18 protein-coding genes and 1 pseudogene are annotated in these 15,091 nt (G+C 59.3%); 6 read left to right on the top strand and 13 right to left on the bottom strand.

Translation table 11 applies throughout. From position 1 onward, the window contains the following. Positions 1-32: 32 nt before the first annotated feature. Together Q363_RS00650 and Q363_RS00645 are read right to left on the bottom strand one after the other, a co-directional pair. Positions 33-437, bottom strand: a complete 405-nt coding sequence (locus tag Q363_RS00650) for a cupin domain-containing protein (protein WP_035347031.1) — start codon at positions 435-437, stop codon at positions 33-35. Between the two features lie 254 nt (positions 438-691). Beyond that, positions 692-1,144: a hypothetical protein gene (locus tag Q363_RS00645; RefSeq protein WP_035347029.1), complete on the bottom strand. Its 453-nt coding sequence runs from the start codon at positions 1,142-1,144 to the stop codon at positions 692-694. Positions 1,145-1,615: 471 nt separating this feature from the next. On the opposite strand from Q363_RS00645, the gene Q363_RS37380 reads away from it, so the two are divergent. From Q363_RS37380 to Q363_RS00625, 4 genes are all read left to right on the top strand, one after another. After that, positions 1,616-1,882 carry a helix-turn-helix domain-containing protein gene (locus tag Q363_RS37380; protein WP_245631959.1) on the top strand — a complete coding sequence of 89 codons (267 nt, stop codon included), beginning with the start codon at positions 1,616-1,618 and terminating at the stop codon, positions 1,880-1,882. A 126-nt stretch (positions 1,883-2,008) separates the two neighbouring features. Continuing rightward, complete coding sequence (locus Q363_RS00635) at positions 2,009-2,518, top strand: M14 family metallopeptidase (protein ID WP_035347027.1); 510 nt, start codon at positions 2,009-2,011, stop codon at positions 2,516-2,518. A gap of 234 nt (positions 2,519-2,752) precedes the next feature. After that, the gene (locus Q363_RS41925; protein ID WP_169746902.1) at positions 2,753-2,968 is read left to right on the top strand and encodes a hypothetical protein; all 216 of its coding nucleotides are present in this window, start codon (positions 2,753-2,755) and stop codon (positions 2,966-2,968) included. 25 nt (positions 2,969-2,993) lie between these two features. Next, positions 2,994-3,281: a helix-turn-helix domain-containing protein gene (locus Q363_RS00625; protein ID WP_245631958.1), complete on the top strand. Its 288-nt coding sequence runs from the start codon at positions 2,994-2,996 to the stop codon at positions 3,279-3,281. A 70-nt stretch (positions 3,282-3,351) separates the two neighbouring features. Here Q363_RS00625 and Q363_RS00620 read toward each other — a convergent pair whose 3' ends face one another. Next, positions 3,352-3,855 (bottom strand): DUF892 family protein, encoded by a 504-nt coding sequence (locus tag Q363_RS00620; protein ID WP_035347021.1) that lies wholly within the window; start codon positions 3,853-3,855, stop codon positions 3,352-3,354. Positions 3,856-4,468: 613 nt separating this feature from the next. Here Q363_RS00620 and Q363_RS00615 point away from each other — a divergent pair. Further along, the gene (locus Q363_RS00615) at positions 4,469-4,654 is read left to right on the top strand and encodes a hypothetical protein (RefSeq protein ID WP_035347019.1); all 186 of its coding nucleotides are present in this window, start codon (positions 4,469-4,471) and stop codon (positions 4,652-4,654) included. A 136-nt stretch (positions 4,655-4,790) separates the two neighbouring features. Here the strand turns inward: Q363_RS00615 and Q363_RS00610 are convergent, their stop codons facing one another. Next, positions 4,791-5,162 (bottom strand): nuclear transport factor 2 family protein, encoded by a 372-nt coding sequence (locus tag Q363_RS00610; protein ID WP_064742577.1) that lies wholly within the window; start codon positions 5,160-5,162, stop codon positions 4,791-4,793. A gap of 343 nt (positions 5,163-5,505) precedes the next feature. Between Q363_RS00610 and Q363_RS00605 the strand changes: the two genes are divergently transcribed. After that, positions 5,506-7,023, top strand: coding sequence for a glycosyltransferase family 87 protein (locus Q363_RS00605; protein ID WP_035347015.1), 1,518 nt, complete (start codon positions 5,506-5,508; stop codon positions 7,021-7,023). Between the two features lie 26 nt (positions 7,024-7,049). On the opposite strand, the pseudogene Q363_RS46030 reads toward Q363_RS00605, so the two are convergent. The 9 genes and pseudogenes from Q363_RS46030 to Q363_RS00570 all read right to left on the bottom strand — a co-directional run. Next, positions 7,050-7,173: pseudogene (locus Q363_RS46030) on the bottom strand (sigma factor-like helix-turn-helix DNA-binding protein); the annotation flags it as partial. 60 nt (positions 7,174-7,233) lie between these two features. Then, entirely contained in the window at positions 7,234-8,157 is a 924-nt protein-coding gene (locus Q363_RS42605) for a DUF1214 domain-containing protein (RefSeq protein ID WP_211256095.1), read from the bottom strand. Continuing rightward, positions 8,127-8,735 (bottom strand): DUF1254 domain-containing protein, encoded by a 609-nt coding sequence (locus Q363_RS42600; RefSeq protein WP_211256094.1) that lies wholly within the window; start codon positions 8,733-8,735, stop codon positions 8,127-8,129. Before Q363_RS42600 ends, Q363_RS42605 begins: the two co-directional genes overlap by 31 nt. Before the next feature lie 155 nt (positions 8,736-8,890). After that, positions 8,891-10,600, bottom strand: coding sequence for an RNA polymerase sigma factor RpoD (gene rpoD, locus Q363_RS00595; RefSeq protein ID WP_035347013.1), 1,710 nt, complete (start codon positions 10,598-10,600; stop codon positions 8,891-8,893). Between the two features lie 217 nt (positions 10,601-10,817). Next, entirely contained in the window at positions 10,818-11,063 is a 246-nt protein-coding gene (locus tag Q363_RS00590; protein WP_051978133.1) for a hypothetical protein, read from the bottom strand. Positions 11,064-11,085: 22 nt separating this feature from the next. Then, positions 11,086-11,484 (bottom strand): type II toxin-antitoxin system death-on-curing family toxin, encoded by a 399-nt coding sequence (locus Q363_RS00585; protein ID WP_035347012.1) that lies wholly within the window; start codon positions 11,482-11,484, stop codon positions 11,086-11,088. Continuing rightward, positions 11,485-11,712 (bottom strand): AbrB/MazE/SpoVT family DNA-binding domain-containing protein, encoded by a 228-nt coding sequence (locus Q363_RS00580; RefSeq protein WP_035347009.1) that lies wholly within the window; start codon positions 11,710-11,712, stop codon positions 11,485-11,487. Positions 11,713-11,754: 42 nt separating this feature from the next. Next, positions 11,755-13,353: a glycosyl hydrolase family 79 N-terminal domain-containing protein gene (locus Q363_RS00575; RefSeq protein ID WP_035347617.1), complete on the bottom strand. Its 1,599-nt coding sequence runs from the start codon at positions 13,351-13,353 to the stop codon at positions 11,755-11,757. A 228-nt stretch (positions 13,354-13,581) separates the two neighbouring features. Continuing rightward, positions 13,582-14,994, bottom strand: a complete 1,413-nt coding sequence (locus tag Q363_RS00570; protein ID WP_035347007.1) for a lipopolysaccharide biosynthesis protein — start codon at positions 14,992-14,994, stop codon at positions 13,582-13,584. Between the last annotated feature and the right edge of the window lie 97 nt (positions 14,995-15,091).

Here is a 15,091-nt window from a genome sequence, read left to right as displayed (position 1 = left end):
GTGGGGCGCGAGGGAGCGTGGCCGTCCGCTTGTCAGTAGGTCTTGATGAAACTCTGGGGCGTGCCGTCGGCGGGATTGACGAAGTGAACGTCTTCGGGCGGGCGGCGCGGCGTGTCGACGGAGAGCACGGTGAAGGGGTGCTCGAGGATGTGCGGGATCGCGTGGACGGTGTTCCTCTTGAAAAAGACCAGCTCGCCGGGACGGATCAGGCGTGCAGGCGCATCGGCGATGACGATCTCGGCCTGGCCGGAGAGAACGTAGAGATACTCGTCACAGCTGGTGTGGAAGTGCGCCGGCGCCGGACGATAGACGCGAAAGATGCGGCAGCTCGCGGCCTGCTCGTCGGTGAGGCGGAGATCGGCGAGCATGGTCTCGGCGGTCTCGGGGAGGGTTTTGGCGAGTTCGGTGACGTTGAAGAAGCGGCTTTCGGCAGACATACGTGTTGGATGATGCGCGGAGGCTGTGGTTTCTGCCTTGACCTCTCTCGCGGCGAATACCGGAGCTTCTTTCTTTCAAGGCTGCTTGCTCTTATGCGAGGCGGTTCGAGCTCCGCTTGAATAATCCCGGTCCCACTCATGCCGCGATATGGCTGCGGTATGAGTGGGGCGCCCGGAAAGATGTTGCTCGTTAGGGAGGATCCGTCCCATGGACTGAGGACAGCTTCGTTTGATGATCGTTAGCTGTAAACGCCCTAATGGACTGTGGTTTCGATCGGCTTCTCAGCAGCCTTAAGCGCCTCATGCTTCTTCGCGAGGTCCGCATTCTGGGCCTCAACGCTCGTTTTCTCGGCATTGAACGCGCGGTTTTTGGCCTCAAGCTTCTTGTTTTTGGCAGCGAGCTTCTTGTTTTTCTCGTCGAGCTCCTCAGCCTGTTTCATGAGCTCCTGATTCTTTTTGAGGATTTTTTTCTGCGTATCGATCTGCTTCTCGATGACCTTTTTCTGCGCGGAGATGTCCTGACGCAGCGCGGTGGGGCTGGCGACGACAGGATCGGGGGTTGCTTTGGGCTGAGCGGTCGTGGTGCCTCCAGAAGCGGCCGCGCTGCCTCCAGGGGATACGAGGTTTGACTTGGAACTGCTCTGGGAGATCGCAGGAATCGCCGCAGAAGCTGCTAAGACGAAAATGCAGGCGGGGAGGAGTCGCACTGTTCACCTCATGGTCAGGAACTTGGAAAATTCGCGGCCATCGCTCAGTAGAACCCTCTGCCGACGGCCTTCTAATTGCTGCCATGCTACTGTGCCGATGAGGGATCCGAACCAAAAACTACACCCAACGAATGCCACTTTTGGGTTACATACGAAGCGGCAAGGCGGGTGTTTGCCCACAAGGGTCTGATAAGCGAGGTCTGTTTGACCAGAGCTAAGGCAACGACGCGCCCCTCCCCCCTCTTTCTCGTAAAATATTCATTCCTTTGTGGTTAGATAAGTACCTGTTCGCTAAAATATTGATGGTAAAGGGTTTATTGGTCAAAATATTGAAAATAAAAGAGATGGCCCCGAAGGCTTTTGTCCCGGGGTCATTGCTTTTCCTGATCTGTTTTAAGTGTAGCAAGCGGAGTGGAATTAATCGGCACTGTGGATGTTGTTTGTTTTGAATGGCTTGGGTGGTTTTCGGGCTTGACAGCGGAGTTTGCCTTTGTTTTTCGCGAAGATTTTTGTAAGTGGCTGCTGGGTGGGGAGATGCGGCTTCGAGACGGCTGTCGATCTGTTATCGCGCGGGCGCTGCGCGATCGCGAAGGGGTGAGCCAGAAGGTCTTTGCCGCGTATCTGAATGTGACTCCGAGTCTGGTGAGCAAGTGGGAGCGCGGAGAGAAGCATCCGCAGGGGGCTGCGCTGAAGCTGCTGAGTCTGGTGGAGAAGAAGGGGCTGGAGATTGTGGCTTAGAGGTTCGAGCTTGGCTCGAATGATCCGACTCATGCCTCGATGAGGCTGCGTCATGAATGGGGCGCCCGGCGAGGAATCCTCCAAAAAGAACTTGGACTCCAAACTGCTCCACGTCAGAATGGCGCAATGACAAAACACGCCGCTGTGACGGGATTCGGCGTATTCGTATTGCTGGCCATCGCCGGTTTTGCTCAACAGACGTTTTGGAGGGCGGAGCATTACGATTTTCTGCTCGTCGCACCCAATGCAACAGGAGTCCAATATGTCGATTGGCCACGTGGGGTCCATCAACTCATTTACACAGTCGAAGAGCCGTATCCGGCGTCATATGTACTTGGCGGTATCTGCGCCAACCTGCAACAGAAAGGCTGGAAGCAACAGCCTGGCGCCCCTGATGTGAACCGATGGTGGAAGACAGGCTCCGATGTGCCGGGAAAATCGCGCGCACAGTACCGATGGTCGGGAACCTGGGGAAACGAGGACAACGAAGGACTTAGCTACACGTTGGATTACACCGACTTCAAACGCGATCATCACTTGCGGACATTGCATGTGGAAGCCATCTACTCGGACGGTATCGCGGCCCGCCAAAATGCAGCCCGCTCACAGCAGGAACTCGCGAGAGCGAAAGTTTAAGAGAAACTGCACAAACAAGCGGTTCGGTACCGGTATGGCGCGGCCGCTGCGGCTTACCTTGTGGTTCTCGTGACGCCGCTGATTCTCCCGTTTACAAAATCCCGATACACGGCGTTCTATCGCGGGCCGCAAGCGTGGTGGACAAGTATCAACCTTCTTCTCTTTGGGACTCTCGCGACACCGCTCTTATGGGTTGGTGTCGCAACGATCTCCGCAGTCATTGGAGAAGGACCCTTGCTTGTCACCGGGCTGGCGGGTGTATTCGTCATGATGATGTTTGCCAGGATTGATTACATTGTTTGTGCGATCGTGCTTTTGCTGGCAGTGGGGATTTTGCGGGTCGAGAAAATTCCAAAGGCGGTGAAGATCGTACATTGCGCGCTCGCCGCGGCAACCTTTGTTTTCTTTGCTCTATGCATCCTCTTCTTCAGTGACCCCTACCATTGGTGAGGACCCCATAAAGCTGGTCAGAGGGGTGGCTCCGTGGTTCGAACTTCGCTCGAATGATCCCACTCATGCCGCGATAAGGCTGCGTCATGAATGGGGCACCCGGCTGTGCCTGACGTCGATCCAGAAGATGACGCCGAAGAAGATTCGCGCGCTGCGCGATCGCGAAGGGGCGAGCCAGACGGTCTTCGCCGCGTATCTGAATGTGACTCCGAGCCTGGTGAGCAAGTGGGAGCGCGGGGAGAAGCATCCGCAGGGAGCTTCGCTGAAGCTGCTGAGTCTGGTGGAGAAGAAGGGGCTGGAGGTTGTGGCTTAGGGGTTCGAGCTTCGCTCGAAGGACCCCACCCATGCCGCGATGAGGCTGCGTCATGAATGGGGTACCCTGCCTAGGCGGCCATCCTCGTGGCCACTCTGGTTTCAACGGCATTCCGGACCAAGCGCCGTGTCCGTTCAACAAACGCAAGGTTATCCGCTAAACAGCTTTCAAGCAGTACGCCGACGCCATAGTGGCCGGTAATATCCGCTGTCGCGACCAAAGCCATGTACTCCGCAATGCGAAGGTGAGTCAGGTGGATGGCCTTTGCCAGGATGAACAGGTGTTTTGCGGCCGGGTTTTGTATCTCGGCGACCTCCTTGCGGAAGTCCTCTACAAAGATGTCATGGATGCGCGAATTACCCGTCATGGGCCTTTCGCCGATGAGTTTGAAACATTGGTCCTGGGTGGCGAGAACTTTCTCGGAGATAAAAGCCCGCGCTTCCAGAGCCTCCTTTACGTCTGGTTCCCACGCAAGCTGGCTGAGTTCTCGATAAAATTCTACGCTCCGCTCTGTGCCTTGGCGGAGGTTGCTAAGTAGCTGGACGACGAATTCTTGTGGGTTTTGGATTGCCATAAAATTATCCTCTTTTCGGTTCTATTGACGTGCGTGGTAGTTCTCAACAGCCTGAACGATAGCCCTGTGTGAATTGCTTGTCGGTGATTTGAGTCACTAACTTTCGAGGTGTTCCGGTGCCCGATGTTCAGCACCACGCGCTGCGGCGAGTTGATCGCGTTCGCCCACGCAATCAAATGAGCCGAAAGGCCGATCCTGTGCGAGACGCTCTGCTTCATTCACGTCTTCGTATCACTGGATTGTCGGCAAACGCTTCAATGAAAAGGGTCCGGCCTCAGTGCTACTCGCCGGTTTCAGGAAAAGCGAGGAGAGAACCACAGGCCAAGTTGATGGTGAGACCGATCAGCGGGTTGCCTGAGCAAAGTCTTCGATCAGGCCGACGTTGCTGCTGCTGGCTTTGAGAGCCTGCGTGAGGAAGATCGGCAGGCGGAATCGTGGTGAGGCTGTGGCGTGAATGAGGTGCTCGGCGCCTGGTTTTGCCGGAGGAGGTATAGACTTGAATGAGAACAGGACTTGCGGGCGGTCGCCTGCGAGCGGTTCAGACGCTGCAGCTCACCTGCGACTTCAGATCAACGCCACAATCTGACGCGCCGTAACGGAACGGGAGGCATGTATGCGTTCGGAAGCCATTTTTCGCGCAAAAGAGACGATTGGGAATAAGTACCAGCTCTGCCAGACGGTGTCGAAGACGACCCGCATGCTTCATGTTTCGAACCGAAACACGCAGGAGACGATCACGAACGCGTTTACGAGGATCGCGGGTTCGAAGGAGCGGCCGGTTGGAGCCAAGGTAGCCTGATTCGCTTCCAAGGCTGCGGGAGCGTTGGAGAGACGGTTCGAGCTTCGCTCGAATGATCCCACTCATGCCGCGATGAGGCTGCGTCATGAATGGGGCACTCGGCACCCGGCGTGAGTATGCGCTCGAGCGGGCCGATTTATATGCTTGCGTCGGATTCAGGAAGAAGAGGCCGAGGGTCAAACGTTACTCTCAGGGACCTGACCTTTTCGTCCGTAACCTGAAACCAGCCGCAGGCAAATAGCGTGATACCTGACACGGTAATGTCATACATCACGCATACATCATCGCCATCAGCAAAGATCCTTTGAATATCGAATTTCAGACGAAGATGTTCAATTTCCTTAAGATATGCTTCGGCTCCAATGCGGGAGCCAAAGGGACCGACGTACTTCATATCATCGCTGACATATCTTCTGGCCTGCTCAAAACTCTCATCATTGATTGCCATCCCAAGCTTTAGCACAACTTCTTTTGCTTCGAGTGCAGATGTCTGCATCAGTGTTGTCATTCGATGATGTCCCCAATGAGAGAACACAGAACCATCGGTTATATTCCCAACTCGGTGGGAGAGCGGAGAGAAGCATCCGCAGGGAGCTTCGCTGAAGCTGCTGAGTCTGGTGGAGAAGAAGGGGCTGAAGATTGTGGCTTAGCGGTTCGAGCTTCGCTCGAATGATCCCACTCATGCCGCGATGAGGCTGCAGCATGGATGGGGCACCTGGCCACCCGGCCACCCGAAGTATGCATTGGATTTATGTGTAGGCCACCCGCCTGTATTGTTGACACCGATGATCGATCAACGTAGCATCCGGGACTTCAGGGCTCCGAGACAATTTCATTATTAAGAGGTGGTTATGCAAGCTGGGTCTATCCGCTTCGTCTCGTCTCGTCTGTTGCGTGACCTGGTCGCTGTGTGGCTTGCCGGCGCCTTTGGAGTTTTTGCATTCGCCGGCATTATGGGACTCGGCGCGTTACGCTGGGTTGCCGTTCTCCTTTCTGTTGGCGTTGCGGCTGGTGTCGGATGGGTTTCCTGGAAACGGCCGGTTGTTCCGTTGGAAGAGAAGGCGGCTTCGCGCGCCTTGAGCATAGTGTTTGTGCTCGCGGCGATTGTGTCGCTCATCCAGTTGGCGCGGTTGTGCGTCTTTATCGTGAATCCTGCAGCAGTGGGCTATGCCCTGGGCCCTTCGCGCGGAATGGGGCTTCCGACCAGCCATTTGTGCACGACGGCTTACTTCGTGGCTGCTCAATCGATAGCGACGGGGCCCAATATCTATGACGAGTTCACGCTGTATTCACTCCCACAACAGGACCCAAATGCTCGCCGGACGCCGCGGACCATCGGACCTTTCGACATCGATAAGTACGAATATCCGCCGCCGTTTCTTTTGCTGCCTCGAACGCTGGCGATGGTGGCGCCGCAGTTTTTGAACTTTCGCATGCTCTGGTTCGCGCTCAATGGTTCGCTCGTGCTTATCGGGCTGCTCGCTGTGGCGCAGATGTTTGATCCAGTCATCGGAACCCGCGTACTGCTGCTCTCCCCTCTGGTGCTCGCCGCCGACATAACGATCGGCACGTTGCAGATGGGAAATCTGCAGGCGGCAGTATTCTCCCTCGCCATGCTTGCGATGGTGTTCTTTGCGCAGCGCCGCTATGCCGCCGGCGGCGCTCTGCTGGCCTTCGTGACTGTCAGCAAGTTGTTTCCGGGCATGCTGATCGTCTACCTGGCTGTGCGACGCGAGTGGCGTGCAGTCGCATGGACGACGGCCTTCTTCGCTGCGCTGGTGGGAATCTCTTTGCTGGACACGGGGCGAGTTCCTTATGTGGCGTTTCTCGACCATCTGCCCAGACTCTTGAGCGGCGAATCGTTCGCGGCCTTCCGTAATAATCCTGGCACTGTCGCAAAAAATCTGTCCGTTCCCGGGTTCCTGTTCAAGCTGGAGTTATTTGGCTTGCCCAATGGATCGTTTGAAGTCATGAAGATCGTAGGCTCGATCTACACGCTGATTGTTCTTGCTGCCACGATTGTTGTCGCAAGGCGAACACCAGGTCGTAATGTGCAGCCGCTGATCTGGCTGACGATTCTGATCCTGGCCTCGCTGCGAAGTCCGTTTCTGCCGCGGTATGAGCTCTTCGCGGTACTCTGGCTTCTGACACTACTGGCGGCCACGATCGTACCTTCGGTCCGGACTCTGTGTCTTGTGCTGACTGCCTGGGCGGTACTGAACTTTGTGATCCCCACCAATAGCTCGGATCCAAGGCTGCTCGCAGCGATGGCCTTGGTGTCGCAGGCAATCATAGTTGTTCTGCTTGCGCTTGCGTTGCGGCACCGGCAGGAGTCATCGGTAGCTCAGCCAGTAGGTTCTCCTTCCTGATGGAGTGTTTCTGCGTTGGTGTTGGGTTAGGCCTCTTTGACTCCGTCGACAAACGCCTTTAGCTTGCGGCTGCGGCTGGGGTGGCGCAGCTTGCGGAGAGGCTTTGGCTTCGATCTGGCGGATGCGCTCGCGGGTGACCTGGAAGGACTGGCTTGTGCGGCTGTTTAGGTCGTTCTGGTGCGGGTTCGGGCTTCGCTCGAATGTTCCCACTCATGCCCGCGATGAGGCTGCATCATGAATGGGGCACCTCGCACCCGGCGTCATGAATGGGGCACCCGGCCTAGAGTTCAACCCATCTTCTTGATCGGCGGCGGATTCCAGCTCCCATTGAACGCGGCTTCCTTTGGCCAGTACATCCGCATCACCACGTTGAACGAGCCCTTGTCCGCAGGGAGCCAATTCGACTCTTTGTCCTTCCCCTGGCGAATCATGCTGAACATAGATATCCAGCGAACCATCCTTGTTGAACTTCAGCTTGTCCCTGTCTCCAATCGCATAGCGGTTGATCGGATTCGCCACAAAAGCCTGCTTGGCGTTGTACATCGTCAATGACCAGAACGCATTCACGGGCGGCATCTGCCCCTTGTCGAAGTGCACAACGTACTTGTTCGCTCCATTGAGCGGCTGGCCATCACCATCGACGCGAGCTACCGGATAGAACGCGTCTGCCACCAGATTGGCGCCTATTCCGAACACAGCAACTCCTGCCCGTGCATCGTAGTTTGTGCCAAAGTCGCCCACGACCGAAGTTATCAGCATCCATCCGTTCTCAGCTTTGCCAATTCCCGGATTTTGACCCAGCTCCAGCGCTCTCTTCTTCCCCTCATCCACACCATCGGAGATCGCCTTTGCGGCATCGCTTCCGTTCTTGTTCAGATCAAACGGCTGCCCCGGCACGATTCCAATGCTCGCCATCTTCGCTACCATTGGCCCATCCGCCGCCGCTGGAGGATTGTCCTTCATCAGCATCGCCAGCCTGTTGAAGAACGTCGCCGCATCCATCGCCGCCACCAATTCCACCGGCGCGATTTTTGCGTCGAGCTTCGGATCAACCGGCACATTCTTCGGCGGAGTGTACGGCTTCCCCCACGCACTTAGTGGAGTCAGCTTATAGCCGTCCTGAATCGTATGCACGCTGCATAATCGGCCTTGCCGTTCGTCTGCGTCCGCCCAATAGCCCATACCAGCGCAGTAGGAGACTTGATCTCCTTCATCCCGGCCGGCAGGGTGCCCGACCAGCCTGGCCCGGTGACGGCATAATCCGCCTTCGCCGTTCCGGTAGTCCGCTTTCCGGGCGATGCAAACACATCCGTCCACCCGTCCACCATCTGCACCAGGTAATAGCGGCCGTGCGTATCCGGAACGCTCAGCACAATCGGCTCCTGCTGTAGATCCAACCACGCTATCGAATACAACGTGTCCGCGTTAGGACTTACAACATCGGTAAACGTGGCGTCCGGAAACGCTCGTACACTTGCAAACTGACCCACCGGCGCATTGGTTCCAGACGGCGACGGAACATTCGTCATCTTGGCGCGGGTGACATCCATCATCACCAGGGGATACCCGTACAGGTAGGCGTCCTTCGCCGCTGCTCGCGCCGAGTTCGCGGCTTCATTTGCGCCCGTCGGCGTCTGCTGTTTGCACGCGGTCAGCGACAATACCACGGCACCAAGAACCACTGGCCAGACTCTACAGGAATAGAAGCGCATCGTTCCCTCCGTGAAAGCTCAAATTTCAGAAGGCCCGCCGTGCACTACCGAACTGTCCGACGAATTGTATACCTCTTCTGCTGCAGTTCTGATGGACAAAGAAGAAGGCCGCGATTGATCGCGGCCTTCTGGTGTTTCTGGGTTGATGTTGTTTGTTAAGCTTCTTTGACTCCGTCGACGAACGCCTTTAGCTTGCGGCTGCGGCTGGGGTGGCGCAGCTTGCGGAGGGCTTTGGCTTCGATCTGGCGGATGCGCTCGCGGGTGACCTGGAAGGACTGGCCTACCTCTTCGAGCGTGTGTTCGGAGCCGTCTTCGAGGCCGAAGCGCATCTTGATGACGCGCTCTTCGCGCGGCGTCAGGGTGCGGAGGACCTGCGAGGTGTACTCCTTGAGGTTGACGCTGATGACCGCGTCGCTGGGCGAGACGGCCATGCGGTCTTCGATGAAGTCTCCGAGGTGCGAGTCTTCCTCTTCTCCGATGGGGGTCTCGAGCGAGATGGGCTCCTGCGCGATCTTGAGGACCTTGCGGACCTTCGCGACGGGGATGTCCATGCGGCGGGCGATCTCTTCGGACGAGGCTTCGCGGCCAAGCTCCTGCACGAGCTGGCGGCTGGTGCGGATGAGCTTGTTGATGGTCTCGATCATGTGCACCGGGATGCGGATGGTGCGGGCCTGGTCGGCGATGGCGCGGGTGATGGCCTGCCGGATCCACCAGGTGGCGTAGGTCGAGAACTTGTAACCGCGACGGTACTCGAACTTGTCGACCGCCTTCATGAGGCCGATGTTGCCCTCCTGGATGAGGTCGAGGAACTGCAGGCCGCGGTTGGTGTACTTCTTGGCGATGGAGACGACGAGGCGGAGGTTGGCCTCGATGAGCTCGCGCTTGGCGCGCTCGGCGTCCATGTCGCCCTGGATCATCTCGCGCTGGGTTCGCTTGAGGTCGGCGATGGAGATGCCGGCCTCCTGCTCCAGACGCTCGAGGTCAACGCGGCAGTTCTTCTGCTGGCGCTTGTACTCCTTGCGCAGCTCTTCGGACTTGGAGGCCTCGTGCTTGGTCTCGAGGGTCTTGATCTGGCGCTCGAGGGTGCGCATGGAGTCGACGGTCTTGTTGACCTTGTCGAGCAGGCGCTTCTTCTCGGCGTTGGTGTACTTCAACTCGCGGATGATGCGGTTGACGTAGACGTGCTCGCGGCCGATGAGCCAGCGGGTCTTGCGGATCTCCTTGGCCTTGGCCTTGGCGTCCTTGCCGTGCGGGGCCTCGAGCTTCTCTTCGAGCCCAACGATCTTCTTCTGGTGCTTGACGATGTGATCGATGCGGCCGACGGTGTGCTTGACGCGGGCCTGCAGGATCTCCTCGGTGAGCTCTTCCTCGTCGAAGGTGACGACTTCCTTGATGTTGCGCACGCCGCGGCGGAGGTCCTCGCCGAGGCCGACGATCTCGCGGATGACGATGGGGGAGCGCGAGATGGCCTTCATGACGCGGAGCTGGCCTCGCTCGATGCGCTTGGCGATCTCGACCTCGCCCTCGCGGGTGAGCAGCGGAACGGTTCCCATCTCGCGCAGGTACATGCGGACGGGGTCGTTGGTCTTCTCAAGGGTTCCGGGGGAGAGGTCGAGCTCGACGTCCTCGGACTCCTCGCCGGCCTCGGGCTCGTACTTGTCGCGGTCACGGTCGAACTTGTCGCCGGACAGGACGTCGATGCCCTGGGTGTTGATGGTGGTGAGAAGGTCGTCGAGATCGTCGGGGGTGGTGATATCGCCGGGCAGCAGGTCGTTGACCTCGCCGTAGGTCAGATATCCCTTTTCTTTCCCGGTTTCGATGAGCTTATCAATGTCTTCTTCGTACTTGTCGATTTCTTCGGCCACGAGGGTGCGCGCTCCTCAAAAATATTTCTTATATATGGGATGCCGCTCAGGCGAATTTCTGTAGGCTTGGGGCGGATTTATCCCTGGGTTGATTCCGTGGTGTCAGGGAGCAGGTAGCGGTTTAGACCGCTTTGGCCAGCCGGACCCTAAAGGTCAGGGCATTCAAGGGCATACTTCCCCAGCGAATCACAGGATACCACAATATCTTTAGACGACTTTAGTGACCAAAAAGATTCGGAGCGGGGTCGCGGAGAGGCTCGCCCTTGGCGCCGTTCTGGTGGCTTGGGCAGCGGCGGAGGTGGATGTCGGTGCCGTTGGCGCCGTAATCGTGCCCGCAATGAGTGCAGCGGAGGTGGTAGATGGTCTGGCCGGGGAAGGTTTCGGAGGGGAAGCCGGTGCGGCGGATGACGATCTGGCCGTTAGGGTTGGTGTAGCCGGGGTCGGTTGTCTTGTGGCGGGGCATTGTCTCTAAAGAGTTTAAAGCCTCAGAGAGGTTCAGCGTGGGAGCGGAACCATGCGGCTAACTCGTCTTCAGAAAGAGTGCCGTCTGCCAGATGGAGGAAGGTGAAGTATTTGTCTTCAGGCCTGGATACGATCCTATAGCCATTGATACGCAGGAAGCCCTCTGAGACGACGAGAGATGTGCGTTTGTTGCCGTCTACGAAGGGATGGTTGCGGGCAACGCCGTAGGCGTACGAGGCGGCGAGACGAAAGATGTCGCAGTTGTCTTCATAAGCTTCATAAGCAAAGACATTCCTCGGCTTTGCGAGGGCGGATTCAAGCAATGTCTCGTCACGGACGCCGTCGGCGCCTCCGTGCTCGGCGAGCTGGCGGGAATGTGCGATGAGTGTCTCGGGTTTATCGATCCAGACCGGCTCGTTCACCTATTCGGCGAGCCTCTTGAGCACGTCGCGGTTCTCCCGCATGACCTGTTCCATCGCATCCAGCTTGCGCGCGAAATTGTCGTCGTATGGAGAGAGGCGAACACCGTCGGGGGATTCGGTGAGAAAGACGGTATCGCCCTTGTCGACATGGAGACGAGCTGCCACTTCTTTCGGCAAAATGATGCCGATCGAGTTTCCAATGGAGATGACTTTCGCTGCTGTCGCCATGTGAAGGCCTCCTTGTTATAACAAAAATTATAACACGCCGATTTAGCGGCAGGCGGGGTTGTTGGCTTTAGCGACTGCCAGGAAGGTGATGGTGGTGGGGGCGAGGGTAATCTTGCCTGCTGGCGTTGGGGTTCCGATGAGGGTGGGGAGGTTGCCTTTGTTGTCGAGCCTGAGGTCGACTCCGTTGAGGGCGACCTGCGTGCTGGTGAGATTGTCGGAGGCTAGGGTGTAGCGGAGCGAGGCCTCGGGCAGTGTGATCTCGCGCGGGGCGTTGCGGTCGGCGTTGATGGCGAGGATAACGACTGCGCCGGAGTTGGCCGGGACTCCGGGCTGCGCGCGGAGGCAGTGGGCGTAGAGGTAGAGGCCCGGGGTGGAGGGTGTGCCGCTGGGGGCTGCGGCGGGGTCGGCGTCGAGTACTGTGGTACCCATCAGGCGGCGCCAGACGAGGGCGGCCCAGTAATTGGGGTGCGGGGTGAAGGTCTCCTCGTCGAGCAGGGCGTAGTCGCTGGCGGCCAAGGTGTTGTGGATGACGACCTGGACGTTGTGTTTCGCCAGGGTCCCTAGCTGGTTGAGGTAGCGGAACGTGTCGATGAAGGTGATGGCCCAGGGGTCGCCACCGCAGGCTGCCTGGCCCGTCTCGGTGAGCCAGAGGGGCTTGCCGGGAAGGTACTTGTCACGGAGTGTGGCGTAGAAGGCCTCGTCGCGGTTGGTGAGCGAAAGCCATGCGTCCGTGAGGGCGGCCTCCGGAGTGTTTTTGGCCAGACCGCTTCCGGCTCCCGTGCGCTGGCAGCGTTGGGAGACGCCTGGGTAGAAGTGGTAGGAGAAGGCGTCGAGGCCGGGGCCAGAGGCGGCGAGCATGTCGGGGGTCTTGAGGGTCAGCAGCAGTGTGACGAACCCAGGCTCGCCGATGGAGCCGGGGCCGAGGACAGTCATCTTCGGCGCGGCTTTGGAGATGAAGGCGTGAAAGACGTTGAAGTCGCGCCCGTAGGCGGCGGCATCGTAGTCCTTGGGGGCTCCGCCGATGGAGGCGAAGCTGGGCTCGTTGAACATCTCGGCGGCCGCGATGGAGCCTCCGGCGGCTTTGGTGTAGTCGAGAAACTTCTTTGCCTCGGCGGGGGTCCAGAAGCTGCTGGAGTCGCGGACGCCGGCGCTGACCGCGAAGGAGGTGACGATCTGGGCGTCGACGGCCTTCGAGAAGTTGATGACACCCTTCCACTGCTTGCGGGTGAGGATGCCGCCGAAGCCCCCGGGCGGCTTGGGGGGCGCGGGGGCATCGGAGTCGTGGAAGTAGGTGGAGTTGGCCCAGGTTCCGGAGACGCGGACGTAGGAGGGCCCGAGAGCGGCGGCGAGCTTGCGAAGCTTCGGGTTGGAGAGGTCAATGGGCGGGCGGTAGCGATAGAGCGAGGGGTCCATGCCGGCGGGGATGGAGGCGCTGGAGTCGGGCTGGCAGGCGGAGGCGGGCCCAGTCTCCGTTTTGTAGGGTGCCCAGAAGCAGCCGCCGGTGACCTCGACCATCTGGATGTTGAAAGACTGGAAGCGCGGGCTGACGGTGCCGAGGCGCGGCAGGGTGGAGGGCGAGATCGTCTGCGCGGGGAGGGAGGCTGCGGCGAGCAGAGTGAGGCCGACGAGTGTCTTGCGCAAGGAGCGGCTCCGCGGAGGGGGTTCGATACAGACGATCATCCTGCTGGCGGGGTGCCGGTGCTGTCAATCTGCTTTGCTGCGGTGTGCCTTTGGCTGGGGGAGTCCTATGGTGGAGAAGCGGATCTCTCCACTCCGCGCAGCGCGCTCCGGTCGAGATGACAACATTTTGAGGCGCGTGCACGTTTTGGTGGGCGCGTGCCCAGAGCCTTCTTCGGCAGTCCGAAGATGCTAGACGGTCTCTTCGGGCGGATTCAGGCCGGGCGCGGAGGTCCGCCTCAGGCGCGCAAGCAATGAGGCGGGGCGCAGCGACTGCGGGAAGTGCGCCATGCTGGTCATGAACTCGGCGAAGGTGTCGTGCGAGAGGTGCAGCGAGGCGGGGAGAACGTACATGTTCATTACCAGCTCGGAGACGAGGAGCGACGCCGCGGCCCAGTAGAGGCCGAGGTGTTTCGCCAGCAGGTAGGTGAGGACGACCGTGATGCTGGTTGCGACGAGGTACCAGGCGGCGAGGCGCTGGTGGCGGTTGATCGCGGCAAGCAGCGTGGAGCTTGTGGACCAGAGTGCGTTGGCGATGACGACCAGCAGAAGGATCGCGAGCAGGCCGCGGCTGGGTGGAACGTGCCCTCCGGTCCAGTGGTTGAGGAACCAGGGGCCGAGCGTCATCATGGCGGCGACGACGAAGAGGCTGACGGCGAGCGCCATCTGGCAGGCGCGCCGGTGCAGCGTGCGAATGAGCGGGATGTCGTTGGTCCCGAAGGCGGCGGACATCTCGGGCCAGAAGGTGTTGTTGACCATCTGGACGATCTGGAAGGCGACGCGCGAGACGGTGCGCGCCGTGCCGAAGATGACGACGGACGTCGGGCCGAGCGCGTAGCCCACGGCCATCAGGGTCCCCTGCAGGTTCAGAGCGTTGCCGATGGGGAAGGCCATGAAGGCGAAGGCGGGTTTGGTGAGGCGGCGGATCTCGGCGAAGCTGGCGTGGCTCCAGCCGAAGCGGATCCAGGGGATGTCGCGCCGCATCATGACGGACATCACGACGGTGAAGAAGACGTTGGCCAGGGCGAAGACGAGCGCTGTGACGCGGGCTCCTCCGCCGAGCGCGACGGGGATGAGCATGGCTCCGAAGGCGGTGAGCGAGAACATGCTCTTGAGAAAGGCGCCGTAGGGATAGCGGCCGATGCAGCGGTAGGCGGACTGCAGCAACGACTCAAGCTGGGCGAGCAAAACGGCGCAGCCGAGGTAGAAGATGATCCACTTGGTGTCGGTCTCGCCGATGGCGTTGAGCTTGAGGTAGTGCGCGGCGGGGAGCCAGTAGACGGTAAGGCCGAGCAGGACGATACAGGTGGTGCAGATGAAGGTGATGAGCCACCAGCAGCTCTGGAAGACGCGCAGGGCGCCTTCGCGGTCGCCGCGCGCGGTCATCATGGCCATCTCGTTGCCAGCGACGGAGCCGAAGCCGAAGTTGCTGATCTGGAGATAGGAAGGGACGGCGGTGACGATCATCCACTCGCCGTAGAGAGGGACGCCCCAGAAGTGCAGGAAGACGGGGACCTGCACAAGCTGCACGATGGTTCCGGCAAGCTTCGCGATCCAGTTGGAGAGAAAGCCGAGGGCGAGCCGTCGCTTGGTGGAAGAGTCCATCAGACCGGCCTTCAGGGCTGCTGTGGTTCGCGGTGAAGCGCGACGCCCGGTTCAGAGAAGACGGAAGAGGACGGGGTGGCCCGTTGGATCGTTGCTG

Origin of the sequence: Edaphobacter aggregans DSM 19364 (assembly GCF_000745965.1) — a bacterium.
GTDB classification, from domain to species: Bacteria; Acidobacteriota; Terriglobia; order Terriglobales; family Acidobacteriaceae; genus Edaphobacter; species Edaphobacter aggregans.
The sequence above is the reverse complement of the archived record's forward strand: the minus strand, read 5'-3'. Positions and strand labels throughout refer to the sequence as shown.

Excerpts from the sequence above, each read along its gene's own strand:
- Q363_RS00650 (WP_035347031.1), bottom strand. The coding sequence starts at position 437 with ATGTCTGCCGAAAGCCGCTTCTTCAACGTCACCGAACTCGCCAAAACC.
- Q363_RS00610 (WP_064742577.1), bottom strand. The coding sequence starts at position 5,162 with ATGACAACACTGATGCAGACATCTGCACTCGAAGCAAAAGAAGTTGTG.
- Q363_RS00580 (WP_035347009.1), bottom strand. The coding sequence starts at position 11,712 with ATGGCGACAGCAGCGAAAGTCATCTCCATTGGAAACTCGATCGGCATC.
- Q363_RS00590 (WP_051978133.1), bottom strand. The coding sequence starts at position 11,063 with ATGCCCCGCCACAAGACAACCGACCCCGGCTACACCAACCCTAACGGC.
- Q363_RS42600 (WP_211256094.1), bottom strand. The coding sequence starts at position 8,735 with ATGCGCTTCTATTCCTGTAGAGTCTGGCCAGTGGTTCTTGGTGCCGTG.
- Q363_RS00605 (WP_035347015.1), top strand. The coding sequence starts at position 5,506 with ATGCAAGCTGGGTCTATCCGCTTCGTCTCGTCTCGTCTGTTGCGTGAC.
- Q363_RS00635 (WP_035347027.1), top strand. The coding sequence starts at position 2,009 with ATGACAAAACACGCCGCTGTGACGGGATTCGGCGTATTCGTATTGCTG.
- Q363_RS00615 (WP_035347019.1), top strand. The coding sequence starts at position 4,469 with ATGCGTTCGGAAGCCATTTTTCGCGCAAAAGAGACGATTGGGAATAAG.
- Q363_RS00570 (WP_035347007.1), bottom strand. The coding sequence starts at position 14,994 with ATGGACTCTTCCACCAAGCGACGGCTCGCCCTCGGCTTTCTCTCCAAC.
- Q363_RS00620 (WP_035347021.1), bottom strand. The coding sequence starts at position 3,855 with ATGGCAATCCAAAACCCACAAGAATTCGTCGTCCAGCTACTTAGCAAC.